The 26,215-nt window shown below is 70.4% G+C and carries 24 protein-coding genes and 1 riboswitch; of the genes, 18 read left to right on the top strand and 6 right to left on the bottom strand.

Annotation, left to right across the window (positions count from 1 at the left end; genetic code table 11):
• The first annotated feature begins 7 nt into the window (after window positions 1–7).
• From LNK82_RS29855 to ileS, 9 genes are all read left to right on the top strand, one after another.
• Window positions 8–520: a DinB family protein gene (locus LNK82_RS29855; protein WP_230570213.1), complete on the top strand. Its 513-nt coding sequence runs from the start codon at window positions 8–10 to the stop codon at window positions 518–520.
• Between the two features lie 209 nt (window positions 521–729).
• Window positions 730–2,073 carry a cell division protein FtsZ gene (ftsZ, locus tag LNK82_RS29850; protein ID WP_230570212.1) on the top strand — a complete coding sequence of 448 codons (1,344 nt, stop codon included), beginning with the start codon at window positions 730–732 and terminating at the stop codon, window positions 2,071–2,073.
• Between the two features lie 231 nt (window positions 2,074–2,304).
• Window positions 2,305–3,009 (top strand): peptidoglycan editing factor PgeF, encoded by a 705-nt coding sequence (gene pgeF / locus LNK82_RS29845; RefSeq protein WP_230570211.1) that lies wholly within the window; start codon window positions 2,305–2,307, stop codon window positions 3,007–3,009.
• Complete coding sequence (locus tag LNK82_RS29840; RefSeq protein ID WP_230570210.1) at window positions 3,006–3,704, top strand: YggS family pyridoxal phosphate-dependent enzyme; 699 nt, start codon at window positions 3,006–3,008, stop codon at window positions 3,702–3,704. Before pgeF ends, LNK82_RS29840 begins: the two co-directional genes overlap by 4 nt.
• Window positions 3,705–3,774: 70 nt before the next feature.
• The gene (locus tag LNK82_RS29835; protein WP_230570209.1) at window positions 3,775–4,392 is read left to right on the top strand and encodes a cell division protein SepF; all 618 of its coding nucleotides are present in this window, start codon (window positions 3,775–3,777) and stop codon (window positions 4,390–4,392) included.
• A gap of 20 nt (window positions 4,393–4,412) precedes the next feature.
• A complete protein-coding gene (locus LNK82_RS29830) occupies window positions 4,413–4,697 on the top strand; it encodes a YggT family protein (RefSeq protein ID WP_033437765.1) in 285 nt (94 codons plus the stop codon).
• Window positions 4,698–4,742: 45 nt separating this feature from the next.
• On the top strand, window positions 4,743–5,558 hold the full coding sequence (wag31, locus tag LNK82_RS29825) for a DivIVA-like cell division protein Wag31 (protein WP_106613404.1): 816 nt from the start codon (window positions 4,743–4,745) through the stop codon (window positions 5,556–5,558).
• A 52-nt stretch (window positions 5,559–5,610) separates the two neighbouring features.
• Window positions 5,611–6,111 carry a hypothetical protein gene (locus tag LNK82_RS29820; RefSeq protein WP_308257333.1) on the top strand — a complete coding sequence of 167 codons (501 nt, stop codon included), beginning with the start codon at window positions 5,611–5,613 and terminating at the stop codon, window positions 6,109–6,111.
• A gap of 264 nt (window positions 6,112–6,375) precedes the next feature.
• Window positions 6,376–9,483: an isoleucine--tRNA ligase gene (gene ileS / locus LNK82_RS29815; RefSeq protein ID WP_230570207.1), complete on the top strand. Its 3,108-nt coding sequence runs from the start codon at window positions 6,376–6,378 to the stop codon at window positions 9,481–9,483.
• Between the two features lie 781 nt (window positions 9,484–10,264).
• On the opposite strand, the gene LNK82_RS29810 is transcribed toward ileS, so the two are convergent.
• The 3 genes from LNK82_RS29810 to LNK82_RS29800 form a co-directional block, all read right to left on the bottom strand.
• Complete coding sequence (locus LNK82_RS29810; protein WP_230570348.1) at window positions 10,265–10,831, bottom strand: RNA polymerase sigma factor; 567 nt, start codon at window positions 10,829–10,831, stop codon at window positions 10,265–10,267.
• Window positions 10,832–10,929: 98 nt separating this feature from the next.
• On the bottom strand, window positions 10,930–11,490 hold the full coding sequence (locus LNK82_RS29805; protein WP_230570206.1) for an RNA polymerase sigma factor: 561 nt from the start codon (window positions 11,488–11,490) through the stop codon (window positions 10,930–10,932).
• Between the two features lie 68 nt (window positions 11,491–11,558).
• The gene (locus tag LNK82_RS29800; RefSeq protein WP_230570205.1) at window positions 11,559–12,020 is read right to left on the bottom strand and encodes an SRPBCC family protein; all 462 of its coding nucleotides are present in this window, start codon (window positions 12,018–12,020) and stop codon (window positions 11,559–11,561) included.
• A gap of 58 nt (window positions 12,021–12,078) precedes the next feature.
• Between LNK82_RS29800 and LNK82_RS29795 the strand changes: the two genes are divergently transcribed.
• A complete protein-coding gene (locus LNK82_RS29795) occupies window positions 12,079–12,627 on the top strand; it encodes a TetR/AcrR family transcriptional regulator (protein ID WP_230570204.1) in 549 nt (182 codons plus the stop codon).
• A complete protein-coding gene (locus tag LNK82_RS29790; protein WP_230570203.1) occupies window positions 12,620–12,901 on the top strand; it encodes a DUF167 domain-containing protein in 282 nt (93 codons plus the stop codon). The genes LNK82_RS29795 and LNK82_RS29790 overlap by 8 nt, the downstream gene beginning before the upstream one ends.
• Here the strand turns inward: LNK82_RS29790 and LNK82_RS29785 are convergent.
• On the bottom strand, window positions 12,898–13,845 hold the full coding sequence (locus LNK82_RS29785; protein WP_230570202.1) for a M28 family metallopeptidase: 948 nt from the start codon (window positions 13,843–13,845) through the stop codon (window positions 12,898–12,900). The genes LNK82_RS29790 and LNK82_RS29785 overlap by 4 nt on opposite strands.
• Before the next feature lie 198 nt (window positions 13,846–14,043).
• Here LNK82_RS29785 and LNK82_RS29780 point away from each other — a divergent pair, with 198 nt between their 5' ends.
• From LNK82_RS29780 to LNK82_RS29760, 5 genes are all read left to right on the top strand, one after another.
• Window positions 14,044–15,525, top strand: coding sequence for a potassium/proton antiporter (locus LNK82_RS29780; RefSeq protein ID WP_230570201.1), 1,482 nt, complete (start codon window positions 14,044–14,046; stop codon window positions 15,523–15,525).
• Between the two features lie 86 nt (window positions 15,526–15,611).
• Window positions 15,612–15,726: riboswitch (SAM riboswitch) on the top strand.
• A gap of 40 nt (window positions 15,727–15,766) precedes the next feature.
• Window positions 15,767–17,086: an aminotransferase class V-fold PLP-dependent enzyme gene (locus LNK82_RS29775; protein WP_230570200.1), complete on the top strand. Its 1,320-nt coding sequence runs from the start codon at window positions 15,767–15,769 to the stop codon at window positions 17,084–17,086.
• A gap of 23 nt (window positions 17,087–17,109) precedes the next feature.
• The gene (gene lspA / locus LNK82_RS29770; protein WP_230570199.1) at window positions 17,110–17,694 is read left to right on the top strand and encodes a signal peptidase II; all 585 of its coding nucleotides are present in this window, start codon (window positions 17,110–17,112) and stop codon (window positions 17,692–17,694) included.
• Window positions 17,691–18,626: an RluA family pseudouridine synthase gene (locus tag LNK82_RS29765; protein ID WP_230570198.1), complete on the top strand. Its 936-nt coding sequence runs from the start codon at window positions 17,691–17,693 to the stop codon at window positions 18,624–18,626. Before lspA ends, LNK82_RS29765 begins: the two co-directional genes overlap by 4 nt.
• A 108-nt stretch (window positions 18,627–18,734) precedes the next feature.
• On the top strand, window positions 18,735–19,949 hold the full coding sequence (locus LNK82_RS29760) for a multidrug effflux MFS transporter (protein ID WP_230570197.1): 1,215 nt from the start codon (window positions 18,735–18,737) through the stop codon (window positions 19,947–19,949).
• Window positions 19,950–20,013: 64 nt separating this feature from the next.
• Here LNK82_RS29760 and LNK82_RS29755 read toward each other — a convergent pair whose 3' ends face one another.
• Window positions 20,014–20,886, bottom strand: coding sequence for an oxidoreductase (locus LNK82_RS29755; RefSeq protein ID WP_230570196.1), 873 nt, complete (start codon window positions 20,884–20,886; stop codon window positions 20,014–20,016).
• Between the two features lie 97 nt (window positions 20,887–20,983).
• Between LNK82_RS29755 and LNK82_RS29750 the strand changes: the two genes are divergently transcribed.
• Window positions 20,984–21,547, top strand: coding sequence for a TetR family transcriptional regulator (locus tag LNK82_RS29750; protein WP_230570195.1), 564 nt, complete (start codon window positions 20,984–20,986; stop codon window positions 21,545–21,547).
• A gap of 6 nt (window positions 21,548–21,553) precedes the next feature.
• On the opposite strand, the gene LNK82_RS29745 is transcribed toward LNK82_RS29750, so the two are convergent.
• Window positions 21,554–22,465, bottom strand: coding sequence for an AsnC family protein (locus LNK82_RS29745; protein ID WP_230570194.1), 912 nt, complete (start codon window positions 22,463–22,465; stop codon window positions 21,554–21,556).
• 155 nt (window positions 22,466–22,620) lie between these two features.
• On the opposite strand from LNK82_RS29745, the gene dnaE reads away from it, so the two are divergent.
• Entirely contained in the window at window positions 22,621–26,151 is a 3,531-nt protein-coding gene (gene dnaE / locus LNK82_RS29740; protein WP_230570193.1) for a DNA polymerase III subunit alpha, read from the top strand.
• The last annotated feature ends 64 nt before the right edge of the window (window positions 26,152–26,215 follow it).

Below are 26,215 nucleotides of genomic sequence, written 5' to 3'. Positions count from 1 at the left end.
TTCGGGTATGACGCAGACGCCGGTGGACAACCGGATCGAACTCCCGTACACCGGCGACGAACGCGCCCTGCTGTCCGGTTTCCTCGACTTCCTGCGCGGGACGATCGAGTTCAAGTGCGCCGGGCTGTCCGACGAAGACGCGGCCCGCTCGGTGCTCCCGTCGCAGCTCAACACGGCCGCGGGCATCGTCAAGCACCTGCGGTGGGTGGAGCACTACTGGTTCGAGGTGGCGCTGTCCGGCCGGCCTTCGCGCGCGCCCTACACCCGTGAGGACCCGGACGCCGATTGGCGCGTCGAGCCGGGCGAGACGATCTCGGGATTGATCGCCGACTACGCTGAGCAGTGCACGGTGAGCCGGGAAGTGCTCGCGGGCCTCGACCTCGACCACGAGGTGGCGTTCCGCGGGGACAAGCGGCTTTCCGCGCGCTGGGTGCTGATCCACATGATCGAGGAAACGGGTCGGCACGCGGGGCACCTGGACGTGGTGCGGGAGCTGCTCGACGGGATGACCGGCGAGTAGGGACCGCTCACCCGGTCAGGACACAACACGGCGTGGCTGCTGGACCGAGGCATTCGCGATGCATAACGTCCAGCAGGAACATACGGGGTTGACATAACTCTGAACCTCTGGTTGAGAGTTTCAATCCGGGTGGAGATCCGTCCGGGCTGTGACACCGGTGGTCATCCACTCCAGCACATGAGCACGGACACGATCAGGAAGGCGGACCGATGACGCCCCCGCACAACTACCTCGCGGTGATAAAGGTCGTCGGCATCGGCGGTGGCGGTGTCAACGCCGTCAACCGCATGATCGAGGTCGGGCTCAAGGGCGTCGAGTTCATCGCGGTGAACACCGACGCCCAGGCGCTGCTCATGTCGGATGCCGACGTGAAGCTCGACATCGGCCGCGAACTCACCCGCGGCCTCGGTGCAGGCGCCAACCCGGAAGTCGGCCACAAGGCCGCCGAAGACCACCGCGAAGAGATCGAAGAAGTCCTCAAGGGCGCGGACATGGTGTTCGTGACCGCCGGCGAGGGCGGTGGCACGGGCACCGGAGGCGCGCCCGTGGTCGCCTCGATCGCCCGCAAGCTCGGCGCGCTGACCATCGGTGTGGTCACGCGACCGTTCTCGTTCGAGGGCAAGCGCCGCGCCAAGCAGGCCGAGGAGGGCATCCAGGCCCTGCGCAACGAGTGCGACACCCTCATCGTGATCCCGAACGACCGGCTGCTGCAGCTCGGCGACATCGGCGTCTCGCTGATGGACGCGTTCCGCTCCGCGGACGAGGTGCTGCTGTCCGGTGTCCAGGGCATCACCGACCTGATCACCACGCCCGGTCTGATCAACCTCGACTTCGCCGACGTCAAGTCGGTCATGTCCGGCGCGGGCAGCGCGTTGATGGGCATCGGCTCCGCGCGAGGCGAGGGCAGAGCGGTCCAAGCGGCCCAGAAGGCGATCAACTCGCCGTTGCTGGAAGCCTCGATGGAGGGTGCGCACGGCGTGCTGCTCTCGATCGCCGGTGGCAGCGACCTCGGGCTGTTCGAGATCAACGAGTCGGCTTCGCTGGTGCAGGAAGCCGCGCACCCCGACGCGAACATCATCTTCGGCACGGTCATCGACGACTCGCTCGGTGACGAGGTCCGGGTGACGGTGATCGCGGCGGGTTTTGACAGTGGCGGGCCGACGCACAAGAAGCTGGAGCCGCAGGCTCTGTCCAGCCCGCCGCGTGGCACGCCCGTGGCCTCGGCCACCGCGGGTCAGGTGAACCACAACCCGCAGCCGGTGCAGCAGGTGCAGCAGCCTCCGCCCGTGCAGCACCAACCGCAGCACCAACCGCAGCCCCAGCCCGTGCAGCAGGTGGAGCAGCCGGTCCCGCCGCGGCCGACCGTGCCGCAGCAGCCGCAGCCCGGCCAGGGCAACGGCCAGTCCCCGTACGCCACGCCGCAGCCGACCATGCCGAGGTCGCTGTCGCCGGGCGTGCCGGGGAACACCAGCGGTTCGTTGCCGAACCGGGCCGTGCCGGTGACGGACGACCCCGACGACGAGGTGGACGTCCCTCCCTTCATGCGCCGCTAACCCGCGAGAGTCCTACCTTCAGCACGCGAGAGTCCTACGTTCACAGCGCGAGAGTCCTACGTTCAGGACCCCCGAGTTCAACACTCAGCAGCCGACCGGTCGGCCTGAGGACCGAGCTCGGGGGTCCTGAGCGTTGAATTCAGGTGTTCTGAACGTAGGACACGCGCGTTCCGAACGTAGGACTCTCGCGGCGTGAACGTAGGACTCTCGCGGGTCTGGGAAGCTTGGGGGGTGCGCATCCGTCGTGTCCTGACCACCCGCGAAGGCGGAGTGTCGAAGCCTCCCTACGACTCCTTCAACCTCGGCGACCACGTCGGGGACGACCCGGCGGCCGTCGAGGCCAACCGGAAGCGGCTCGCCGAGGGCATCGGGCTCGAACCCGAACGGCTGGTCTGGATGGAACAGGTGCACGGCCGGACGGTCGGGGTGGTCGACGGGCCGGTGAGCGAGCCGCTGGAGGCCACGGACGCCGTGGTGACGAAGCAGGAACGGCTCGGGCTCGTCGTGCTCACGGCGGACTGCGTGCCGGTGCTGCTGGGCGACCCGGAAGCCGGGGTGATCGCCGCGGTCCACGCCGGACGCGTCGGCGCACGGGTCGGCGTCATCCCGGCCACCCTGGACCGCATGGTCGAACTGGGTGCGCACGAGGAGCACGTCGAGGTACTGCTCGGCCCGGCCGTCTGCGGCCAGTGCTACGAGGTGCCCGCCGCGATGCGCGACGACGTCGAGAAGCACCTGCCCGGCAGCGCGTCCAAGACCCGCGCCGGCAAGCCCGCCCTCGACCTGCGCGCCGGCATCTGGCAGCAGCTCGCCGACGCGGGCGTCGGCAGGATCGGGGTCGACCCCCGCTGCACGGTCGAGGAGAAGTCCCTGTTCAGCCACCGCCGCGACCCGGGAACGGGACGGCTGGCGGGCGTCGTCTGGATGGAGCCGTGAACCGGCGCGACGAGCTGGCCCTGTCACTCGCCGAGGTGAGGGAACGCATCGCCAAGGCGTGCGCGGCCGTCGGAAGATCACCCGATGAGGTCGACTTGCTGGCCGTCACCAAGACCTTCCCGGCGGAGGACGTGGCCATCCTCAGCGACCTCGGCCTCACCGCCTTCGCCGAGAACCGCGACCAGGAGGCGAGCCGCAAGACCGCCGAGTTCGCCGAACTGCGCCCGGACGCCGAGGCGAAGTGGCACATGGTCGGCTCGCTCCAGCGGAACAAGGCCAAGTCCGTCCTCCGCTGGGCCGACCGGATCGACACCGTCGACTCGGTCCGGCTCGCCGACGCCATCGCCAAGGCCGCGACCGAGCCGACCGAGGTCCTGGTCCAGGTCAGCATCGACGGTGACGTGGCACGCGGCGGTCACCCGATCGGTGACCTACCGCGACTGGCCGATCACGTAGCACGTTCAGGTGAACTTATTTTTAGGGGTGTGATGACCGTCGCACCCCTTGGGATGTCTCCACAGCAGGCGTTTGCCGCTCTATACGAAGCGGTAACCCGCTTGCGGGTCGATCATCCCGATGCCACCGTGATCTCGGCGGGGATGAGCGGTGACCTGGAGGATGCGATAGCGCACGGATCCACGTGCGTGCGTGTCGGAACAGCGTTGCTGGGCAGCCGGAGACTAGCCTCGCCGTAACTGTCTGGAACCTCTGGGACGGCCGCGACGTCCTTCGGGTAGGGATCTCGGCGGAGGAAGGGCTCGAGCCATGAGCGGGTTTCACAAGCTGAAGGCCTACTTCGGGATGGTTCCCGCCGAGTACGCCGACGACCCGGCCGCCTACGACGACGACCGGCGCTACGCGGACTACCGGTCCGAGTACGCCGACCCGGAAGAGTACGAGGCCTACCCGGAGCAGCGCACCGCCCGTCGCCGCTCGTTCAACGGCTACCGGGCCGAACTGGACGATTCGGACGACTTCGAGCCCGATCGCGGAGCCCGCCCGCGTCGGCCGTGGAGCCCGGACACACACGGTGCACTGGCCGTGGAGCCGCAGCGCGAGCCCGTCGGCAGGCTGCGGCCCGCCCCGGAGCCCGCGGTCAACCCGCTCGCCCGCATCACCACGCTGCACCCGCGCAGCTACAACGAGGCGCGGACGATCGGGGAGCACTACCGCGACGGCACGCCGGTGATCATGAACCTCACCGACATGAACGACGCGGACGCCAAGCGGCTGGTCGACTTCGCGGCCGGGTTGGCGTTCGCGCTGCGCGGCTCGATCGACAAGGTCACCAACAAGGTGTTCCTTCTCTCACCCCCGAACATCGACGTCACGGCGGAGGACCGTAGGCGACTCGCGGAGGGCGGGTTCCTCAACCAGGGCTGAGTGGTGGCACAGTTGAGCATGTGGATGCCCTCTGGCTCGTGGTCTACTACGTGTTGTTCTCGTTCTGGCTGCTGCTCACGGCGCGTGTCGTCGTGGAGCTCGTCCGTAGTTTCGCCAGGGGATGGCGGCCTGCGGGCGGGGTCGCGGTGGCGCTCGAGACCGTCTACACCGTGACCGATCCTCCGGTCCGCTTGCTGCGTCGGATCATCCCGACCGTGCGGATCGGCGGCATCGGTCTGGACTTGTCCATTATTGTGCTGTTGCTGGTCGTTATCATTCTGATGCGAGTAGCCGATCCCAGGTGAGGGGACCAGGGATGTCCACAGCCCAGGAGTGCGTGAGGTGATCTGATGCCGTTGACCCCCGCGGACGTGCACAACGTCGCGTTCAGCAAGCCGCCGATTGGCAAGCGGGGCTACAACGAGGACGAGGTGGACGCGTTCCTCGACCTGGTTGAGGGCGAACTGGCCCGCCTGATCGAGGAGAACAACGACCTGCGCCAGCAGGTCGAGCAGCTCGACCAGCAGGTCGAGACCGCGCGTGCCGACCTCGAAGACGCCCGGGCGAAGGTTGCCGCGGGTGTCGGCCCGAGCCGCGTCGTGGACGAGCCCCGCAGGCTCGCTCCGGTGCCGCCCCCTTCGGCGCTGGAGCAGACATCGCCCGGCGGTGGTGGTGACCACCACGTCCAGGCGGCCAAGGTGCTCGGCCTGGCCCAGGAGATGGCCGACCGGCTCACCGGCGAGGCCAAGGCCGAAGCCGACGGGATGCTGTCGGAGGCCAGGACCAAGTCGGAGCAGTTGTTGTCCGAGGCGCGGTCCAAGGCCGACACGATGGTCAACGAGGCGCGCACGCGTGCCGAGACCATGCTGAACGACGCGCGGACCCGCGCCGAGACGTTGGAGCGGCAGGCCCGTGAGAAGGCCAGCGCGCTCGACCGGGACGCGCAGCGCAAGCACGCCGAGGTGATGGGCAACATCACCCAGGAGAAGAACACGCTCGAGAAGCAGATCGACAAGCTGCAGACCTTCGAGCGCGAGTACCGGACGAGGCTCAAGACGATGCTCGAGTCGTCGCTGCGCGACCTGCAGGACCGCGGCCCCGCCGCGCCGTCCGACGGCCGTCAGCAGGGTGGGTACTCGTTCGGGGCGCGCGCCGAAGCCGGCTGATCGGCGTTGCTGATCTAGTCTGCTGGACGTGCTCTACACAGTCCTGCTGTTGGTGCTGGCAGCCCTGGGGTTGCTCGTGCCCGCGCTCACCAGCGCCCAGACGCACTGGGCCTGGTTGTCCGTGGGTGCGAGCGGGGCCGCTGCCGTGGTCCTGGTGCTCGACTGGTGGCTTCGCCGCCGGTCGGGCACCCAGGCTGCCGGCACCGCGGTTGTTGATCACCAGGTTAGCGCCGGCGATCAACGGTCGGTGCCCGGGGGCGCCGGGGACGAAGCTCCCGAAAGTCCACCCGATCAGGCACATCTCGAACCTGGCGAGGAGGACACGGACGCGGCCGACGCCTTGATCGTGAGCGAACTCACGGACGAGGTTCGGGTGCTGGACGAGCGTCCTCGCTACCACCTCGCCGACTGCTCCTGGCTCGCCGCACGGGCGTCGCTGGGCCTGCCGGTCGACGAGGCGCGCCAACTGGGCTTCACGCCGTGCGCGGTGTGCCGCCCGGACGCCGGCCTCGCGGACCGCAAGCGGACCGCGGACCGGTCGGAAGCCGACTGAGCCCTCGCCGCCCGGAGGGAACCGGTCAAAGTGGTTTGCGCGGTTCGGCTACCCTGGGTGGTAGCACGGCGTTGATCCGGCCATCACCGGGGAGCCTCCGGAAGAACGGGCGCGAGCCCCAGTAGAACCGGACGGGAGCGGCCCGTCACAGCCGTCGAAGAGAGGCCAGTGCCTTCGCGCCCTGGCAAGCGGGGTGGTACCGCGGTGCGCCTGACCGGCGCGTCGTCCCCGTGAGCCGGTTGGACGCACGCGAGGAGCAGCACGATGGCCTACCCGAAGGCAGGCGAGGGTTCCGTTCCCTCCCAGCCGTCCTTCCCCGCCCTCGAGGAGGGTGTCCTCGACTTCTGGAAGTCCGACCGGACGTTCCAGGCCTCGATCGACGCCCGCCCGGCCGGGGACAACGGGGCGAACGAGTTCGTCTTCTACGACGGCCCGCCGTTCGCCAACGGCCTGCCGCACTACGGCCACCTGCTCACCGGCTACGTCAAGGACGTCGTCCCGCGCTACCAGACCATGCGCGGCAAGCACGTCGAGCGCCGCTTCGGCTGGGACACCCACGGCCTGCCCGCCGAGGTCGAGGCGGAGAAGCAGCTCGGGTTCTCGTCCAAGAGCGAGATCGAGGCGTTCGGGATCGAGAAGTTCAACGAGGCCTGCCGCACCTCGGTGCTGCGCTACACCGACCAGTGGCGCGAGTACGTGACCCGGCAGGCCCGCTGGGTGGACTTCGACAACGACTACAAGACCCTCGACCTGGACTACATGGAAAGCGTCATGTGGGCCTTCAAGACCCTGTGGGACAAGGGCCTGGTCTACGAGGGCTTCCGGGTGCTCTGGTACTGCTGGCGCTGCGAGACGCCGCTGTCCAACACCGAGACCAAGATGGACGACACCTACCGGGACCGGCAGGACCCGGCGGTGACCGTCGGCCTGCGCCTGGAGACCGGCGAGCTGGCCCTGGTCTGGACGACGACGCCGTGGACGCTGCCGTCCAACCTGGCCGCCGCCGTGCACCCGGACGTGGACTACGTGACGGTCGAGGCGAACGGCGAGCGCTACCTGCTCGCCGAGGCGCGCGTGCCCGCCTACGCCCGCGAGCTGGGCGAGGAGCCGCCGGTCGTGGCCCGGTGCAAGGGCGCCGACCTGGTGGGCCGCAAGTACGCGCCGCCGTTCGACTTCTTCGTCGGCCGGGAGAACGCGCACCAGGTGCTGGCCGCCGACTACGTCACCACCGAGGACGGCACGGGCATGGTGCACATCGCGCCCGCCTTCGGTGAGGAGGACAAGCTCGTCACGGACGCGGCCGGCATCGAGGTCGTCGTGCCGGTCGACGCGCACGGCCGGTTCACCGCCGAGGTGCCGCCGTACGAGGGGTTGCAGGTCTTCGAGGCCAACAAGCCGATCATCCGCGACCTGAAGGAAGCGGGCCTGCTGCTGCGCCACGAGACCTACGACCACCCGTACCCGCACTGCTGGCGGTGCGACAACGCGCTGATCCAGCGCGCCGTGTCGTCGTGGTTCGTCGCGGTCTCGCAGTTCAAGGACCGGATGGTCGAGCTGAACCAGCAGATCAACTGGGTGCCCGAGCACATCAAGGACGGCCAGTTCGGCAAGTGGCTGGAGAACGCCCGCGACTGGAACATCTCCCGCAACCGGTTCTGGGGCTCGCCGATCCCGGTGTGGGTGTCGGACGACCCGGCGTACCCGCGGGTGGACGTCTACGGCTCGCTGGACGAGCTGGAGCGCGACTTCGGCGTGCGCCCGACCGACCTGCACCGGCCCACGATCGACGACCTGACCCGGCCGAACCCCGACGACCCGACCGGGCAGTCGGTGATGCGGCGCGTGCCCGAGGTGCTGGACTGCTGGTTCGAGTCCGGCTCGATGTCGTTCGCCCAGGTCCACTACCCGTTCGAGAACGCCCAGTGGTTCGAGGACCACTACCCGGGCGACTTCATCGTCGAGTACAACGGCCAGACGCGCGGCTGGTTCTACACCATGCACGTGCTGGCCACGGCGCTGTTCGACCGGCCCGCGTTCCGCAACTGCGTGGCGCACGGGATCGTGCTGGGCGACGACGGGCAGAAGATGTCCAAGTCGCGCCAGAACTACCCGGACGTCAACGAGGTGTTCCACCGCGACGGCTCGGACGCCATGCGCTGGTTCCTGATGGCCTCGCCGATCCTGCGCGGCGGCGACCTGGTGGTGACCGAGCGCGGCATCCGCGACGCGGTGCGCCAGGCCGTGCTGCCGCTGTGGAACTCCTGGTACTTCCTGGCCCTGTACGCCAACGCGGACGGGGTCGAGGGGCACTGGCGGACGTCGTCGCAGCACGTGCTGGACCGGTACGTGCTGGCGAAGACGCACGACCTGGTGGCCGGGGTGACCGCGCAGCTGGACCTGTACGACATCTCGGGCGCGTGCGCGTCGATCCGCGAGTTCCTGGAGGTGCTGACCAACTGGTACGTGCGGCGTTCGCGCGACCGGTTCTGGTCCGGCGACCAGGACGCGATCGACACGCTGCACACCGTGCTGGAGGTCGTGTGCCGGGTGGCCGCGCCGTTGCTGCCGCTGACCACCGAGTCGGTGTGGCGCGGGTTGACCGGTGGCCGGTCGGTGCACCTGGCCGACTACCCGGTGGCCTCCGACCTGCCCGCGGACGACGCCCTGGTGGCCGCGATGGACCAGGTGCGGCAGGTGGCGTCCACGGCGTTGTCGCTGCGGAAGTCGAACAAGCTGCGGGTGAGGTTGCCGTTGGCGAAGCTCGTGATCGCTTCCGGTGAGGTGGCGCAGCTGGAGTCGTTCACCGGGATCCTGCGGGACGAGGTGAACGTCAAGGAGGTCGAGCTCACCACGGACGTGGACGCGCACGGCCACTTCCAGCTGGCGGTCAACGCGCGTGCCGCCGGTCCCCGGCTCGGGCCGGACGTGCAGAAGGTCATCAAGGCCGTGAAGGCGGGTGACTGGCAGGAGGTGGACGGTCGCGTCGTGGCCGCCGGGATCGAGCTGTTCCCGGAGGAGTACGAGCAGCGGCTGGTCGCCACCGACCAGGGCGCGACGGCGGCGCTGCCGAACAGCGGCGGGCTGGTCGTGCTGGACACCGCGGTGACGGAGGAGCTGGCCGCCGAGGGCGTGGCCCGCGACCTCGTGCGTGTCGTGCAGCAGGCGCGCAAGGACGCCGGGCTGGACGTGTCGGACCGGATCGCGTTGACGGTGCAGGTGCCGCCGGCGGTGGAGGACGCGGTGCGCCGGTTCGAGGCGTTCGTGAAGGAGGAGACGTTGGCCGGGTCGGTCGAGTACGGCGAGGTCGCCGAGGGCTCGGACGGCGTGGTCGGCGAGGGTCAGAAGGTCCGGGTCGCGGTGGTCAAGGTCTGAGGGTTCAGGCCCGGGCGTTTGGCGCTCGCCTCGGCCGGTCGGCCGGTCGGTCGGTCGGTCGGTCGGGGGCACGATGCCTGGTTATGTGTGGGGCAGCGGTTGGAGTAGAAGCTTCAAAAGCTGTCCTCGCCGGACGGGCAGATCAGCAGGATGACCCGGGGTTAGGTGGTTCTGTGCCGGGTCCGTTGTTGGTCCGGGTTTCGTGTCATCCCACCGACCTCCCTCCGGGCTACCGCACGGGTCAAGGGGGCGGTTCCAGCCCATCGTTCCTGTTGGGGTGGAAAGTGCCCCCTTGACCCGTGCGGTAGGGCAAAGCCAGGTCGGCGGGATGACACGAAGCCCTCCCTTTGGGGAGGTGAGGGCATCAGCGGCCGCACACGCCCCGGCCCGACCCGACCCCGGGCCCGCCGGCGACCCCCGGACCGTCCACTGGCATGCCCTTCCCCTAGAAGGAGGGCTTCGTGTCATCCCGCCGACCTGGCGCAGCCCTACCGCGCGTGTCAAGGGGGGCGTAGTTCACCGATACCCGCGGCTTCGACTGTGGGCGCCCCCCTTGATACGTGTGGTAGCCCTTGTGGAGGTCGGTGGGATGACACGAAACCCGGACCAACGACGGACCCGCAGCATCCAGGGGTAGTTGGGGTCATCCTGCTGATCTGCCCGTCCGGCGAGGACATGCTTTTCCAGCTTCTACCCGAACAACCTGGCGAAGCTGTCCGGAAACAACCCGGCGGCGCCCCACGAGATCGTCGCCGCCGGCGGACGTTGTCGGCGAACGTCGTCAGCGGACGTCGTCCTGTTCCAACCGGGCCTTCAGCTGGTGCAGGCAGCGGCCCCTGGTCGGGCCGATCGAGCCGCGCGGCATGGACAGGGCCTCGGCCACGGCCCGGTACTCGGCCCGGCCCGCCAGGACGGTCAGGCGCAGCAACTCCTGGCAGCGCCGGGGCATGGCGTTGAACGCGTGCCAAAGGCGGCGGTCGCGATCGTCGCGCAGGGCTTCAGGCTCCGGAAGCCAGCGGTCGTCGGGCATGTCGACGGCCGAGTCCGTGGACAGGGCGGGGCGGCCGTTGCGGTCGCGCCAGGCACGTTGGGCCTCGCGCCGCGTCGCCACGATCAGCCAGCCGGCGACGGCCCGCGGCTCGGTCAGGCGGTCCAGGTGGCGCAGCAGGCTCAGCCACACGGTCTGCACGACGTCCTCGGCGGTGGCCTGGTCGAGGCCGTTGCCCCTGGCCACGTGCCACACGAGCGGGGTCAGCTCGGCGACCAGGGAGTCCAGCGCCACCCGTGAACCGGCCCGCGCGGCCTCGACCAGCGCCGCCTGCCGCTCGTGCCTCGTCGCCTGCGCCATGATCGCCGCCACGCCGAGGTGGTCCGTGCCGGGGTCCTCCGGGATGGCCTCGACCAGTTCGGCGCGCAGGTGGTCGAGTCGGGGATCCAGCTCGTCGGTCATGACGTCTCCTTCCCGCGCTGGGAGCCGCGCACCCGTCGTTCCTCGTTGCCGACCCGCTCGCTGACCCACGCCCGCGCCTGCGACACGTACCGCCGCACGGACGCGCGCCGGCAGCCCAGCACGTCGGCGATCTCGTCGTCGTCGAAGTCCCAGAACCGCAGGACCAGCGCGGTGCGCAGGTGGTCCGGCAGGTTCGCGACCGCCGCCAGCGTGCTGACCAGCTCGTGCCACGTCTCGGCGTCCCGCTGCTTGGGCACCAGGATCCGGTACGTGCCGCGCTGCCGGGCGACCACCTCGTCGGTGAGGTCACCCGGCCGCTCCCGCCGACGGGCCTGGTCCACCAGCAGGTTGCGGATCGTCTTCACCAGCCAAGCACGTCTGGAACCGGGAGCGATCACCGGCCAGTTCCGCCACGCGCCGACGAACGCCTCCTGCACCGCGGACTCGTGGTCCAGGTGCGGCGACATCACCGCCGCGAAGCGGAACAGCCGGGTGCGTTCCCGGTGGTAGAAGTCGCTGAAGGTGGCCGCGTGGTCGTCGGGATCCTCCGGCGTCACGAACCCTCCCCCCTCTGGTCCCGGTAACGGGTAGACGGACGAGACCGGGGGTTGTGGAGGAAATCCGGTCAAGCGGGCTGCCGGGCCGCCCTCTTCCCGACCGCGCGCAGCAACCGGACCCAGGCCGACCACTTGGCCGGCCGCACGGGCGGGTGGCCGGCGGCGCGGGCGGCGTCGTCGAACAGGTCCTCGATCAGGGCGTCGTGCAACCACCGCACGGCCAGCGGCCAGGCCAGCCGCATCAGGCCGCGCGGCCGACCGGTGAGAGTGTGCCGCAACCCTCCCGGGACCGCTTCCAGGACGTGCCCGCCGATCATGCCGATGCGCGGGTCGAAGGCGAACTCGGCGCGCTGACCTGGCACGTGGGCGGTGCAGCGGTAGCGCACGAACGCGTGCCCGCCGTCCGCGCCGACGCCGAGCGGCCGGTCCAGCACCAGGGGCGGCCACCGGTCGGACGGCCACAGCTCGACGACCCGGTCGACCAGCCCCGCGCTGTCGGGGAACAACCGGGTGTGCACGTTCTCGATCATCACGACCCCACCTCCGTACGGAACCGTATGGTTTGTCCATACGGTAGCGTACGGAGTCATGGCACGGCGGACGCGCGACGACTGGACCCGGGTGGCCCTGCAAGCGCTGGTCGAGGGTGGGGTCGCGGCCGTGGCGGTGGAACCGCTCGCGGCGCGCATGGGTGCGACCAAGGGCAGCGCCTACTGGCACTTCCCCAACCGGGAAGCCCTGCTCAAGGCCACCCTCGAACGCTGGGAACGCGCGCACACCGAGGCCGTGATCGAGCTCGTGGAGTCGGCGTCGGGGCCGTTGGAGAGGCTGCGGCTGCTGTTCTCCACCGTGCTGGAGGACGTCGAGCACAGCGCGGTCGAGCTGGCCATGCTCGCGGCCAAGGACGACCCGGCGGTGGCGCCGGTGCTCGGCCGCGTCACGGAGCGCCGCATCGGCTACATGGAGGAGCTGTTCGCCGAACTGGGCTTCGCCGCCGACGTCGCGCGCCGGCGGGCCGTGCTCGCCTACTCGGTCTACCTGGGGCAGGCCCAGCTGCTGTCGTCCACCCCGCACCTGGTCACGGCGCGGCGGGCCTTGTTGGAGGAGACGCTGACCCTGGTGCTGTGCCGTGGCTGACGCCTTCCGGTTCGCGATCAGGGTCAAGCCGGGCGCGAAGCGCGAGGCCGTCGGCGGCCGGTGGGGTGACGGCGCGCTGGTCGTCGCGGTCGCCGCGCCCGCCGTGGAGGGCAAGGCGAACGAAGCCGTCCGCAAGGCGCTGGCCAGGGCGTTCGGCGTGCGCAAGCAGGACGTCGAGGTGGTCGCGGGCGAGCGCGGCCGGGACAAGGTCGTGCGGGTCGACCCCGCCCCGGCCGGCGTCGCCGAGGTGCTGGCGCGGCTGCTGGACGGCTAGGCCGCCAGCGTCCACAGGGCGTGCGCGATGGCGTCGGTGTTGCGGTCGAGCGCGGTCGCGTTCACGTTCGACGAGGTGTCGCACGAGCGGTGGTAGCAGCGGTCGTACGCGACACCGGCCGAGCCGCCCCACTTCTGCGCCTGGGCGGAGGTCTTGATGCCCTCGGCGCCGGTGAACGTGCCGCCGACCGGGATGCCCGCCCGCGCGAACGCCGCGTGGTCGGACCGCCCGCCCACGCTGGTCAGCTCGGTCGGCACGCCGATCGAGCTGAAGTAGCCCTGGAGCGCCTGCTGGAGCAGCAGGGAGCCCGACGGCTGACCGGACGCGCTGTAGACGAAGTAACCCGGGTTCGGCGAGCCGATCATGTCGAAGTTGAGGTACGCGTCGATCCGCGAGCGGTCCGTCGTGGACAGCGAGTTCACGTAGTACGTCGAGCCGATCAGGCCCAGCTCCTCCGCGCCCCACCAGGCGAAGCGCAGGTGCTTGGTCGGCTGGAAGCCGCTGGACCGCACGGCCAGCGCGACCTCCAGCAGCCCGGCCGAACCGGTGCCGTTGTCGTTGATGCCCGGGCCCGCCGACACGCTGTCGAGGTGGCCGCCGAGCATGACCACGTTGTTCAGGTCGCCGCCGGGCCAGTCGGCGATCAGGTTGTAGCCGGTGGCGCCGTTGCTGGTGAACGACTGCACCCTGGTGGTGAACCCGGCGGCGTCCAACTTGGACTTCACCCAGTTCACCGAGGCCAGGTAACCGGGACGGCCGTGCGCCCGGTTGCCGCCGTTCGCGGTGGCGATGCTCTGGAGCTGGGCCAGGTCGGCCTGCACGGCGGAGACCGGGATGTTCGGCCCGGCCAGTGCGGTGGGCGGCGCGGCGGTGGCAGGGCCTGCGCCTGAGCCGAGGAGCGCGCCGGTGGTGACCAGCGCGATGGAGATCGTTCGCAGCTTCACGGTGACTCCAGCAGGGAGGTACGGGGACGTGGAGGTGACCGGGGGCGGCGGACCCTGTCGTCGAACATGCACGGTTCTGCATGGTTCGCGCTAGCGACGTTCGGCTGGTGACGCTGCGTGCGGTGCCGGATTCGTCCATTTCGGTATCACCAGGGAGAATGACCCTGTCGGGTGACGGAGCGGCGGCGTGGAGGTCGAGTGGGCGATGTGACGGGCTACTTGGGCATTGCCGCCGCGGTCCTGCTGCTCTCCGTGATCGCGGTCAGGGTGTCGATCCGGCTCGGTCTGCCGTCCCTCCTGCTCTACCTCGGCATCGGGGTGCTGCTCGGCGAAGCCGTGGTGGGCATCCAGTTCGAGGACGCCGACCTGACCCGCTCCCTCGGCACGGTCGCGCTCGTGCTGATCCTCACCGAGGGCGGTCTCACCACCCGGTGGAGCGCGGTGAAGCCCGCGCTCGGCCTCGGCATCACGCTGTCGACGGTCGCCGTCGGCGTGAGCATCGCGGTCACCGGGTTCGCGCTGCACTTCCTGCTGGACATGGACTGGCGCACGGCGCTGCTGTGGGGCGCGGTGCTGTCGTCCACCGACGCCGCGGCCGTGTTCAGCGTGTTGCGCGGGGTGGGCGTCGGCAAGCGGCTCATCGGCGCGCTGGAGCTGGAGTCCGGCATCAACGACGCGCCGGTCTACATCGCCGTGGTGCTGCTCGCCTCGCCCGACCCGATCACGTGGACCGCGCCGCTGCTGATGGGCTACGAGCTGATCGCGGGCGGGGTGATCGGGATCGTGCTCGGCTGGCTCGGCGGGATCGGGCTGCGCCGCGCCGCGCTGCCCGCCACCGGCCTGTACCCGCTGGCCACGGTCGCGGTCTGCCTGCTCGCCTACACCGTCGGAGACCTCGCGCACGCGTCCGGCTTCCTGGCCGTCTACACCGCCGCCCTCGTGCTCGGCAACGCCCGCCTGCCGCACCGGGCGGACACCCTGTCGTTCGCCGAAGGGCTGGGCTGGATCGCGCAGATCGGGCTGTTCGTGCTGCTCGGCCTGTACGCCTCGCCCGGCCGGCTGCTCGACGCGCTGGTGCCCGCGCTGGTGGCGGGCGCGGTGCTGGTGCTGCTGGCCCGGCCGCTGTCGGTGCTGTTCGCCGCGCTGCCGTTCCGCGTGCCGTGGCGGGAACAGGTGTTCGTCTCGTGGTCCGGGCTGCGCGGCGCCGTGCCGATCGTGTTCGCCCTGATCCCGCTGATCCAGGGCGTGCGCGGGGCGCAGCAGCTCGTGGACGCGGTGTTCGTGCTGGTCGTGGTGCTGACCTTGGTGCAGGGCACGACCCTGCCGTGGCTGGCCAAGTGGCTGGGGCTGGTCAAGTCCGGCGAGGCGCACGAGGTGCAGGTCGACTCGTCGGCGTTGGACGACCTCGGCGCGGAGCTGCTCCAGGTCCGCATCCAGCCCGGCTCCAAGCTGCACGGCGTGTACCTGTCCGAGCTGCGGCTGCCGCCGGGCTCGTCGGTGAGCCTCGTGGTGCGGGACGCGAACGGCTTCACGCCGCAGCCGACCACCCGCTTGCAGGAGCACGACCAGCTGCTGGTGGTGTGCACCGAGGCCATGCGCACGGCGACCGAGCACCGCATCCGCGCCGTCGACCGGGCGGGTCGGTTCGCGCGCTGGAAGGGCGACGTCGGCCTGCCGTGACGCGCCCGCTCGGCCCCGCCGTGGCGCTCCCAGGATGTGAACGCCCCTCGACGGGGACGCGCGGGCCGGGTTAACTTCGAGCCGAAGGTCATGAGTGCCAGCGCTAAGCCCAGGCTTGCTGGCCGGCAACCCTCCTACCGCGGTGGGGTGCCCCTGGTGAGGACCTGGCCTGGCGCGCAGGGCGCCCGGCAAGCGCGGGCTCCCTCTCAGGTGGGGTGTCCCCGGACCCCCGGAGGGCGTCATGACGATCGCAGTTCCCCTCACCACCGTCGCCGCACTGCCCCGTGTCGTCGGCGCGTCGCTGCGCGTGCCGCTGGTCACCGGCGAGCGCGTCGAGTACGCCAACCTCGACCACGCGGCCAGCGCGCCGTGCCTGGAGCAGGTCCGCGACGCCGTGGACGAGGTGCTGCCCTGGTACGCCAGCGTGCACCGGGGCGCGGGCTTCGCCTCGCAGGTCAGCACCAAGGTCTACGAGCAGGCCCGCTCGTCGGTCCGGCGGTTCCTCAACGCCCGCGACAGCGACGCCGTCGTGTTCGCCCGCAACACCACCGACGCGCTGAACCTGCTGGCCAGGAGCCTGCCCAGGCACACCGCCGTGATCCTGTTCGACACCGAGCACCACGCCGCGCTGCTGCCCTGGCGCGGCCCGAACGTGCGCCGCCTGCGCACGCCCGACTCGCCCGCGCGCGCCGTGCTCGAGCTGGACCGGGCGCTGCGCGAGGCGCCGGTCGGCCCGCGGCTGGTCGTGGTGACGGGCGCGTCCAACGTGACCGGCGAGATCTGGCCGGTGGCCGAGCTGGCCAGGGTGGCCCGCAGGCACGGCGCCCGGATCGCCCTGGACGCCGCCCAGCTCGCGCCGCACCGGCCGGTGGACGTGCGCGCGCTGGACGTCGACTACACCGTGCTGTCGGGGCACAAGGTCTACGCCCCGTTCGGCGCGGGTGTGCTGGTCGGCCGGTCGGACTGGTTGCAGGCCGCCGAGCCGTACCTGGTGGGCGGCGGTGCGACGGCCCGCGTCACCGACCACGGCGACCGGCTGGGCGTGGCCTGGTCGGCGGTGCCCGAGCGGCACGAGGCGGGCACGCCGAACGTGGTGGGGGTGCACGCGCTGGCCGTGGCGTGCGACGTGCTGGGCAGGCACTGGGAGCAGACCACCGAGCACGAGCGCGTGCTGCTGGCGCGGCTGCGCGCGGGCCTGAAGACCGTTCCCGGTGTGCACGAGCTGACGCTGTTCGGCTCGGACCAGGACCGGGTGGGTGTGGTGAGCTTCACCGTCGGCGGTCAGGACGCCGGCTACCTGGCCGCCGCGCTGTCCGCCGAGCACGGCATCGGCGTGCGTGACGGCGCGTTCTGCGCGCACGTGGCCGTGCACCGGCTCGCCCACGGCGAACGTGCGCTGCGTGCGTCGATCGGGCTGGGCACCACCGAGGAGCACGTGGACCGGTTCGTGGCCGCGTTGCGCGCGCTCGTGGTCGAGGGCTCGCGGTGGGAGTACGAGGTCCGGGACGGCCGTTGGGCACCGCTGGACGACCAGCGCGCGCTCCCGCCGTTCCTGCGTTGACCCCGATACTGGACAATGGCCCGGTGAGCACCGATCCCAACACCGAGCCGGACACGCCGGACCAGCCGGACGCACCGCTGCCCAAGCGACGGGTCCTGCTGCTGGCCGTCATCGCGCCGCTCGTGTTGGCGCTCGACCTGGTCACCAAGATCATCGCGGTGGAGAACCTGGAGGGGCGCGAGCCGATCGAGCTGTTCGGCGGCCTGCTCTACCTGCCGCTGATCCGCAACACCGGCGCCGCGTTCGGCCTGGCCGAGGGCTGGACGGTGATCCTCGCCCTGATCGCGTCCGGCGTGGTGGTGTTCATCCTGTGGATCGCGCGCCGGTTGCGGTCGGTCGGCTGGGCCATCGGCCTCGGCCTGGTCCTGGGCGGCGCGATGGGCAACCTGGTCGACCGGATCTTCCGCGGCCCCGGCCCGCTGCGCGGCGGCGTGGTCGACTTCATCTCGGTGCTCGACCCGTGGGGCAACTTCTTCCCCGTGTTCAACCTGGCGGACTCCGCCATCTGCGTGGGCGGTGGCGTGATCGTGCTGATGGCGTTGCTCCAGCGCGACTACGACGGCACCCGCGTGGAGAAGAAGTCCAGCGAGAAGAAGGCGGGCGCATGAGCGGCGATTATCGGTCCCTTCCCGTTCCGGACGGTTTGGACGGGATGCGGGTCGACGCCGGTCTGGCCAAGCTCCTCGGCCTGTCCCGGACCGTGGTGGCGGCGTTGACGGAATCGGGTGACGTCGTGCTCGACGGGCAGCCCGCCGGCAAGTCGGACCGCCTGGTCGCGGGCTCCGTGCTGGAGGTCACCCTCCCCGAGCCCGAACGCCCCGTGCAGGTGCAGGCCGTGCCCGTGGAGGGCCTGGTGGTCCTGCACGAGGACGACGACGTGATCGTGGTCGACAAGCCGGTCGGCGTGGCCGTGCACCCCAGCCCCGGCTGGACCGGTCCGACCGTGGTCGGCGGCTTGGCCGCGGCGGGCATCCGGATCTCCACGTCGGGCGCCGCCGAGCGCCAGGGCGTCGTGCACCGGTTGGACGTCGGCACGACCGGCGTCATGGTCGTGGCCAAGAGCGAGCACGCCTACTCGGCGTTGAAGCACGCGTTCAAGGAGCGCACGGTCGACAAGCTCTACCACGCGCTCGTGCAGGGCCACCCGGACCCGATCAAGGGCACCATCGACGCGCCGATCGACCGGCACCCCAAGCACGACTACAAGTTCGCCGTGATGGCCAACGGCAAGCCGAGCATCACGCACTACGAGGTGGTGGAGGCGTTCCGCGCCGCGTCACTGCTCGACGTGCACCTGGAAACCGGCCGCACGCACCAGATCCGCGTGCACTTCTCCGCGTTGCGGCACCCGTGCGTCGGCGACATCACCTACGGCGCGGACCCCGTGCTGGCCAAGCGCCTCGGCGTCACGCGGCAGTGGCTGCACGCGCGGACGCTCGGCTTCCACCACCCGGCCGACAACCAGTGGGTGTCGTTCACCAGCGAGTACCCCGACGACCTCGCCGCCGCGCTGGAATTCCTGCGCGCAGAAGGTTATTGAGCCATCGGGGCGAAACACTTGCGCCCCGCGCGTGACCTCGGACATATCGCTTTCCCCGGATCGTTTGGCTTGCGAAGCTTTTGCCAGACGAGCGTGTGGGGGTTGGCGATGGACAACAGGTCCCGACTGGTGGCGTTGCTGGGCACCCTGTGCCTGCTCGGACCGCTCTCGATCGACACCTACCTGCCCGCGTTCCCGGGCATCGCCGCGGAGTTCGGCTCGACCGAGTCGCAGATCCAGCTGTCGCTGACCACGTTCATCATCGGCCTGTCGGTAGGGCAGTTGTTCGTGGGCCCGCTGTCGGACTCGTGGGGCAGGCGGCGCCCGCTGCTGGTCGGGATCGGCAGCTACGTCGTGATCTCGCTGTTCTGCGCCGTGGCGCCCAGCGCGCTCGCGCTCTCCGGCCTGCGGCTGCTGCAAGGGCTCGGCGTGGCGGCCGGGTTCGTGGTCGCGATGGCGGTGGCGCGCGACCGGTTCGAGGGTCTCGCGATGGCGCGGTTCATGTCGTTGATGATGCTGGTCAACAGCCTGGGGCCGGTGGTGGCTCCCGTGCTGGGCGGTCAGCTGCTGAGGTTCACGAGCTGGCGCGGCACGTTCATCGCGCTCGCGTTGATCGGGTTGGCCCTGCTGATCGCCCTGGCCGTCGGCCTGCCGGAGACGTTGCCGCGGAACAAGAGGCGGCCGGCGAACCTGCTGCTCACGATCAAGGTGTTCGGCGGGCTGCTGGCCGACCGCAAGTTCGTCGGCTACGCGCTGGCGTCGGCGCTGGCGCTGGGCTCGCTGTTCGGCTACGTCGCGGGGGCGTCGTTCGTGCTCCAGGGCGTGTACGGGTTGAGCCCGCAGCAGTTCAGCCTGGTGTTCGGCGCGAACTCGGTGGCGATCGTCCTGGCCGGCCTGCTCAACACCAGGCTGACGGGCCGGATCATGCCGCGTCCGCTGCTCAAGATCGGGCTGGCGGGTGCGGCGACCGGTGGGGTCGGGTTGCTGGTCGGCGGGCTCGTCGGCGGTGGGTTGGCGACGTTCCTGCCACCGCTGTTCGTGCTCACGATGAGCGTCGGCCTGCTCATGCCGAACGCCGGTGCGCTGGCGATGGCGCGGCACCCAGAGGCGGCGGGCAGCGCGTCGGCCGTGCTGGGCGTGACGACGTTCATGGTCGGTGGCCTGATGGCGCCGCTGGTCGGCGCGGGCGGTTCGGCGAGCGTGCTGCCGATGGTGACCGTGATGGCGGGCGCGACGATCCTGGCCGTGGTCCTGTTCGCCACCATGACCAAGGGTGACATCGGCATCACCAGGGACACCGAACCGGCGGCCTCCCCGGCCTGACCGGCGAACGCCCCGGGCGCCCACGGCCCGCGAACGCCCGGCGCCCGCCACCCGTGAACCGCCCTCAGCCCCGCAGCGTGGCGAGCGGGTCGGTGTTGGCCTCGGTGAGGTCGGCGTAGTCGGTGGACAGCGACAGCTCGCTCCACTTCGCGTCCGACTCGGCGCGGGCCTGCTCGACCTGCGCGGCGAACCGGACCGCGTCGCTGCCCAGCAGCAGCCGGACCGGCGGCTCGTCCAGGTCGGCGACCCGCAGGACGACGTCCGCGACCTTCGCCGGGTCGCTCGCCGCCCGGGCCATGAGCGTGGTCCGCAGCTCGTTCACGGCGCCGACCGTCGGCGCGTAGGCGGGCGAGACCGGGTGGACCTCCATGGACGAGCCCGCCCAGTCGGTCCGCATGCCGCCCGGCTCCAGCACGGTCACCTTGACGCCCAGCGGCGCGACCTCCTTCGCGAGCACCTCCGAGAAGCCGCCGACCGCGAACTTGGCCGCCTGGTAGGCGGACAGGCCCGGCGTGGTCACCCGGCCGCCGACCGACGAGACCTGGATGACGTGGCCCGCGCCCTGTTCGCGCAGCACGGGCAACGCCGCCTTGGTGACGTTGACGACGCCGAACAGGTTGGCGTCCACCTGCGCGCGGAAGTCCTCGGCCGGCGTGTCCTCGACCGAGCCCGAGTTGGCGTAACCGGCGTTGTTGACCACCACGTCGAGCCGGCCGAACGCCGCGACCGCGATGTCGACGGCGGCCCGTGCGGCTGCCGGATCGGTGACGTCCAGCGCCACCGCGCGCACCCGGTCGCCGTGCCGCTCGACCAGGTCGGCCAGCTGCTCCGGCCGACGCGCGGTCGCGACCAGCGAGTGGCCGGCGGCCAACACCTTCTCGGCGATCTGGCGGCCGAGGCCCCGCGAACTGCCCGTGACGAGGAAGACCTTGCTCATGGCGATTCCTAACTGACTAGTTGGTTAGCTGCTCCTCCAGGTAAGCACTCCGGGGCGGAGCTGTCAACTAGACGGTTAGTCAGGTACCGTGTCCGGCATGGTTGGTGACGCGGAGGCGACCCGGCGACGGCTGCTGGACGCGGCGGCCGAGGAGTTCGCCGAGCACGGGATCGCGGGCGCCCGCGTCGACCGGATCGCGGCGGCGGCGAAGAGCAACAAAGCGCAGATCTACCACTACTTCACCAACAAGGACGGCCTGTTCGACGCGGTGCTGAGCGAGCTCGCGCGGGACACGCTGCGCGAGGCGCCGATCGACCCGGCGAACCTGCCGGAGTACGCGGGCCGGCTGTTCGACCGCTTCGCCGACCACCCGGTCAAGGAGCGGCTCGCCAAGTGGTACCGCCTGGAGGGCGCCGGCTACGCGGCGGTCGAGGTGGTGGTGGCGAGCACGAACGACAAGCTCGCGGCGATCGCGAAGGCGCAGGACGAGGGCGTGCTCCCGACCCGCTTCACGCCCGTGGAGCTGCTGGCGGTGGTCGTGCACACCGCCGCGCTGTGGGGTTCGATGACGCCGGAGATGGCCGCGCACGCCGCCGGGATCACCCGGGACCGCCGCCGCCGGGTCGTGGTCGACGCGGTGGCCGCGATCCTCCGGGAGTGACGACCCTCAGTCGTCGATGGTCCAGACCAGGGTGTTCAGGTCCGTCTCGGGGCGGGAGCTCCAGCGCACCGAGAAGATCACGGTGTCCTCGGGCAGCACGTAGACGGTGTGCCCGCCGGCCGTCTCGCCCGGCTGCACGCCGATCTTGTGCGGCGGCCGGGACGACAGCGACACCGGCGCCTTGCCGACCGTCTCGCCCTTGTTGGTCATCAGCACCAGGTACATGTCGGGCAGGGCGTTGAACGGCACCTGGCCGATGTTCGCCAGCTCCGTGTGCACGACCACGGCGCGCTCGCCGGCGGCCAGCTTGTACCCGGCCGCGGTGAACAGGAAGTCCGCCGGGTCGACCACCTCGACCAGCTGGATGGTGAACCGGGCGCCCTCCAGGCCCTCGGTCTCCAACGTGCTGCCGATCTTGCCGGTGCGCGCGCGGGGCGCGGGTGCCTGGTCGCCGCGCGCCCAGCCGGACGTGCCCGGCACGCCCCACGTGCTGACCGGCTCGGGCACCCGCACCGGACCGGACGCCACGGGCTGCGGACCGGTCTGCGGCTGCGCCGGGAACGGCGTGCTCGGCGGCCCCTGCGGGCCGGGGTAGCCGGGGTAGGAGCCGGACGGCGTGCCGTGCACCGTGCCCGGCACGGGCGGGTACGGTCCGCTCGGCGTGCCGCGGGCGGCCTGGCCGCCGGGCCCCGAGTAGTTGCCCCACGCCACGCTGTTGGCCAGCGCCTTGCGGATGCCGTTCGGGTCGCACTCCACGCCGACGAGCAGCGGCAAACCGCTGCCGGACAACGTGATCAGCCGGGTGGCGGCCTCCCGGGGGTCCATGCCCAGCCGTGCGGCCACCTCGTGCACGGCGGCACGGCCCATCTCGGCGATCATGGCCAGGAGACGGGCGTCGACGGGGTCCGGCGCTACCACACCTCGAACGCTACCCGCCTGGGGAGATCTTCGCGCCATCGCCCCGGGCGACACGCAGACCCCTTCTCCCGACCACGGAGAGTTTTCGGGATAGGCTCGCCGACGTCTCGCCCGCGCTTCGTCCCGGGCCCGCTGCGATCTTCAGGGGGGTTTGGGTGTCCGACTCGTTTGTGCACCTCCACGTGCACACCGAGTACTCGATGCTCGACGGCGCGGCGAAGCTGAAGGACATGTTCGCCGAGTGCGAGCGGATGGGCATGCCCGCCGCCGCGATCACCGACCACGGCAACATGTACGGCGCCTACGACTTCTACAAGCAGGCGACCGCCGCCGGCATCAAGCCGGTGGTCGGCATCGAGGCGTACCTGGCGCCGGAGTCCCGCTTCAACAAGAAGCGCGTGCTGTGGGGCGACCCCGGGCAGAAGGCCGACGACGTCTCCGCGAGCGGCGCGTACACGCACCAGACGATCTGGGCCCGCAACAACGAGGGCCTGCACAACCTCATGAAGATGTCCAGCCGCGCCTCCACCGAGGGTCAGCTGGGCAAGTGGCCCCGGATGGACGTCGAGCTGATCGCCGAGCACTCGGCGGGGCTGATGGCGACGACCGGCTGCCCGTCCGGCGAGGTGCAGACCAGGCTCCGCCTCGGCCACGAGAAGGAGGCCCTGGAGGCCGCCGCGAAGTGGCGCGACATCTACGGCGCGGACAACTTCTTCGTCGAGCTGATGGACCACGGCATCGAGATCGAGAGCCGGGTCCGGGGCGGGCTGCTGGACATCGCCAAGAAGCTCAGCATCCCGTTCGTGGTGACCAACGACTCGCACTACACCTACTCCGAGGACCGCGACGCGCACGCGGCGCTGCTGTGCGTGCAGACCGGCAAGACGCTCGCGGACCCGAACCGGTTCAAGTTCGACGGCACGGGCTACCACCTGAAGTCGCCGGACGAGATGCGCGCGATCGACTCCTCCGACGCCTGGCAGGAGGGGTGCCGCAACACCCTGCTGGTGGCCGAGAAGGTCGACACCACCGGCATGTTCGCCTTCCAGAACCTGATGCCGCGCTACCCGACCCCCGAGGGCAAGACCGAGGCGGACTACTTCCGCGACGAGGTCTGGGAGGGCATGCGCCGCCGGTTCCCGGACGGCGTCGACGAGGTCCACCGCAAGCAGGTCGAGTTCGAGATCGACGTGATCCTGCAGATGGGCTTCCCGTCGTACTTCCTGGTGGTCGCCGACTTCATCAACTGGGCCAAGGCCAACGGCATCCGCGTCGGTCCCGGCCGCGGTTCCGCCGCGGGCGCGCTGATCGCGTACGCGATGGGCATCACCGACCTCGACCCGCTGGCGCACGGCCTGATCTTCGAGCGGTTCCTCAACCCCGACCGCGTCAGCCCGCCCGACATCGACATCGACTTCGACGAGCGCCGGCGCGGCGACGTGATCCGGTACGTCACCGAGAAGTGGGGCGTCGACAAGGTCGCCCAGGTGATCACGTTCGGCACGATCAAGGCGAAGGCGGCGATCAAGGACTCCGCCCGCGTGCTGTACGGGCAGCCGGGCTACGCGGTGGCCGACCGCATCTCCAAGGCCATGCCGCCCGCCGTGATGGGCAAGGACATCCCGCTGGCCGGCGTCTTCGACCCGTCGCACAAGCGGTACTCCGAGGCCGCCGAGGTGCGCGCGCTGTACGAGACCGACCCGCAGGTCAAGGAGATCATCGACACCGGCCGCGGGCTGGAGGGCCTGATCCGCAACGCGGGCGTGCACGCCTGCGCGGTGATCATGTCCGCGGAGCCGCTGACCGACCACATCCCGGTCTGGATGCGCCCGCAGGACGGGTCGATCATCACCCAGTTCGACTACCCGACGTGCGAGACGCTCGGCCTGCTGAAGATGGACTTCCTCGGCCTGAGCAACCTGACCACGATCGACGACGCGCTGAAGAACATCGCGCTCAACGGCAAGGGCGACGTCGACATCTCGACCGTCCCCCTGGACGACCGCAAGACCTACGAGCTGCTGGGCCGCGGCGACACCCTGGGCGTGTTCCAGCTCGACGGTGGCGCCCTGCGCGACCTGCTGCGCCTGATGCGGCCCGACAACTTCGAGGACGTCTCGGCCGTCATCGCGCTGTACCGGCCGGGCCCGATGGGCGCGAACTCGCACACGAACTACGCGCTGCGCAAGAACAAGCAGCAGGAGATCGTGCCGATCCACGAGGAGCTGCGCGAGCCGCTGGCCGAGATCCTGGACACGACGTACGGCCTGATCGTGTACCAGGAGCAGGTCATGGCGATCGCGCGGAAGGTGGCGGGCTACTCGCTGGCCCAAGCGGACCTGCTCCGCCGCGCGATGGGCAAGAAGAAGAAGGAGATCCTCGACAAGGAGTACGAGGGCTTCGAGGCGGGCATGATCGCCAACGGCTACTCGCCCGAGGCGATCAAGACGCTGTGGGACATCCTGGTCCCGTTCGCGGACTACGCGTTCAACAAGGCGCACTCCGCCGCGTACGGCCTGATCGCGTACTGGACGGCGTACCTCAAGGCCAACTACCCCGGCGAGTACATGGCCGCGCTGCTCACCACGAACTCGGACAACAAGGACAAGTCGGCCATCTACCTGGCCGAGTGCCGGCGGATGGGCATCACCGTGCTGCCGCCGGACGTCAACGAGTCCGAGCGCGAGTTCGTCGCGGTCGGCAACGACATCCGGTTCGGCCTGGGCGCGATCCGCAACGTCGGCGCGAACGTGGTCGACGCCATCATCAAGACCCGCAAGGAGAAGGGGAAGTTCGGCGACTTCTCCGACTTCCTGCGCAAGGTCGACGTGCAGGCGTGCAACAAGAAGGTCGTCGAATCGCTGATCAAGGCGGGCGCGTTCGACTCGCTCGGCCACCCGCGCAAGGGCCTGCACATGGTGCACGTCGAGGCGGTCGACGCGATCATGCTGACCAAGAAGGAAGAGGCGCGCGGCCAGTTCGACCTGTTCGGCGACGGCGGTGGCGACGACGGCGCGAGCGTGTTCGACGTCAAGATCCCCGACGAGCACTGGGAGTCCAAGCACCAGCTCACGCTGGAGCGGGAGATGCTGGGCCTGTACGTGTCCGGTCACCCGCTCAACGGTGTGGAGCAGGTGCTCAGCTCCTACTCCGACACCACGATCCCGCGCATCCTGGAAGGCGACGTGCCGGACGGCACGCAGGTCACGCTGGGCGGCATCCTCGCGACGGTCACCCGCCGGGTGAACAAGAACGGCGAGCCGTGGGCGTCGGCGATGCTCGAAGACCTCGCCGGCGGCATCGAGGTGCTGTTCTTCCCCAAGAGCTACATGGTGCACGGCATGTCGGTGGCCGAGGACGCGATCGTGCTGGTCAAGGCGCGGGTGGCCAAGCGGGAGGACCGGATCTCGCTGATCGCCAACGACCTGGTCGTGCCGGACCTGTCGGAGCTGGGCGCGCAGGCGCTCAAGCTGAAGGTGGCGGCGTCGCGCTGCGACCCGAAGCTGGTGACGTCGCTGAAGGAAGTCCTCTCCGCGCACCCCGGCACCACCGAGGTGCACCTGAACCTGGTCATCAACAGCAGCCGCAACACGTTGCTGAAGCTGGACGACGCCCTCCGGGTTACGCCCACCCCGTCCCTTATGGGGGATTTGAAGGCTCTGCTCGGACCGGGGTGCTTGGGCTGATCGGGTGATTAACTCCGCAATCGGGGACAAGAGGAAGCCTCGGATCGTTTGAGTGAACAGGGTT

Source organism: Saccharothrix luteola (genome assembly GCF_020859565.1).
GTDB classification, from domain to species: Bacteria; Actinomycetota; Actinomycetes; order Mycobacteriales; family Pseudonocardiaceae; genus Actinosynnema; species Actinosynnema luteola.
This window is presented reverse-complemented; position numbering and strand designations above follow the sequence as displayed.

Excerpts from the sequence above, each read along its gene's own strand:
- LNK82_RS29855 (WP_230570213.1), top strand. The coding sequence starts at position 8 with ATGACGCAGACGCCGGTGGACAACCGGATCGAACTCCCGTACACCGGC.
- ftsZ (WP_230570212.1), top strand. The coding sequence starts at position 730 with ATGACGCCCCCGCACAACTACCTCGCGGTGATAAAGGTCGTCGGCATC.
- LNK82_RS29835 (WP_230570209.1), top strand. The coding sequence starts at position 3,775 with ATGAGCGGGTTTCACAAGCTGAAGGCCTACTTCGGGATGGTTCCCGCC.
- wag31 (WP_106613404.1), top strand. The coding sequence starts at position 4,743 with ATGCCGTTGACCCCCGCGGACGTGCACAACGTCGCGTTCAGCAAGCCG.
- ileS (WP_230570207.1), top strand. The coding sequence starts at position 6,376 with ATGGCCTACCCGAAGGCAGGCGAGGGTTCCGTTCCCTCCCAGCCGTCC.
- LNK82_RS29810 (WP_230570348.1), bottom strand. The coding sequence starts at position 10,831 with ATGGCGCAGGCGACGAGGCACGAGCGGCAGGCGGCGCTGGTCGAGGCC.
- LNK82_RS29800 (WP_230570205.1), bottom strand. The coding sequence starts at position 12,020 with ATGATCGAGAACGTGCACACCCGGTTGTTCCCCGACAGCGCGGGGCTG.
- LNK82_RS29795 (WP_230570204.1), top strand. The coding sequence starts at position 12,079 with ATGGCACGGCGGACGCGCGACGACTGGACCCGGGTGGCCCTGCAAGCG.
- LNK82_RS29775 (WP_230570200.1), top strand. The coding sequence starts at position 15,767 with ATGACGATCGCAGTTCCCCTCACCACCGTCGCCGCACTGCCCCGTGTC.
- LNK82_RS29765 (WP_230570198.1), top strand. The coding sequence starts at position 17,691 with ATGAGCGGCGATTATCGGTCCCTTCCCGTTCCGGACGGTTTGGACGGG.
- LNK82_RS29760 (WP_230570197.1), top strand. The coding sequence starts at position 18,735 with ATGGACAACAGGTCCCGACTGGTGGCGTTGCTGGGCACCCTGTGCCTG.
- LNK82_RS29755 (WP_230570196.1), bottom strand. The coding sequence starts at position 20,886 with ATGAGCAAGGTCTTCCTCGTCACGGGCAGTTCGCGGGGCCTCGGCCGC.
- LNK82_RS29750 (WP_230570195.1), top strand. The coding sequence starts at position 20,984 with ATGGTTGGTGACGCGGAGGCGACCCGGCGACGGCTGCTGGACGCGGCG.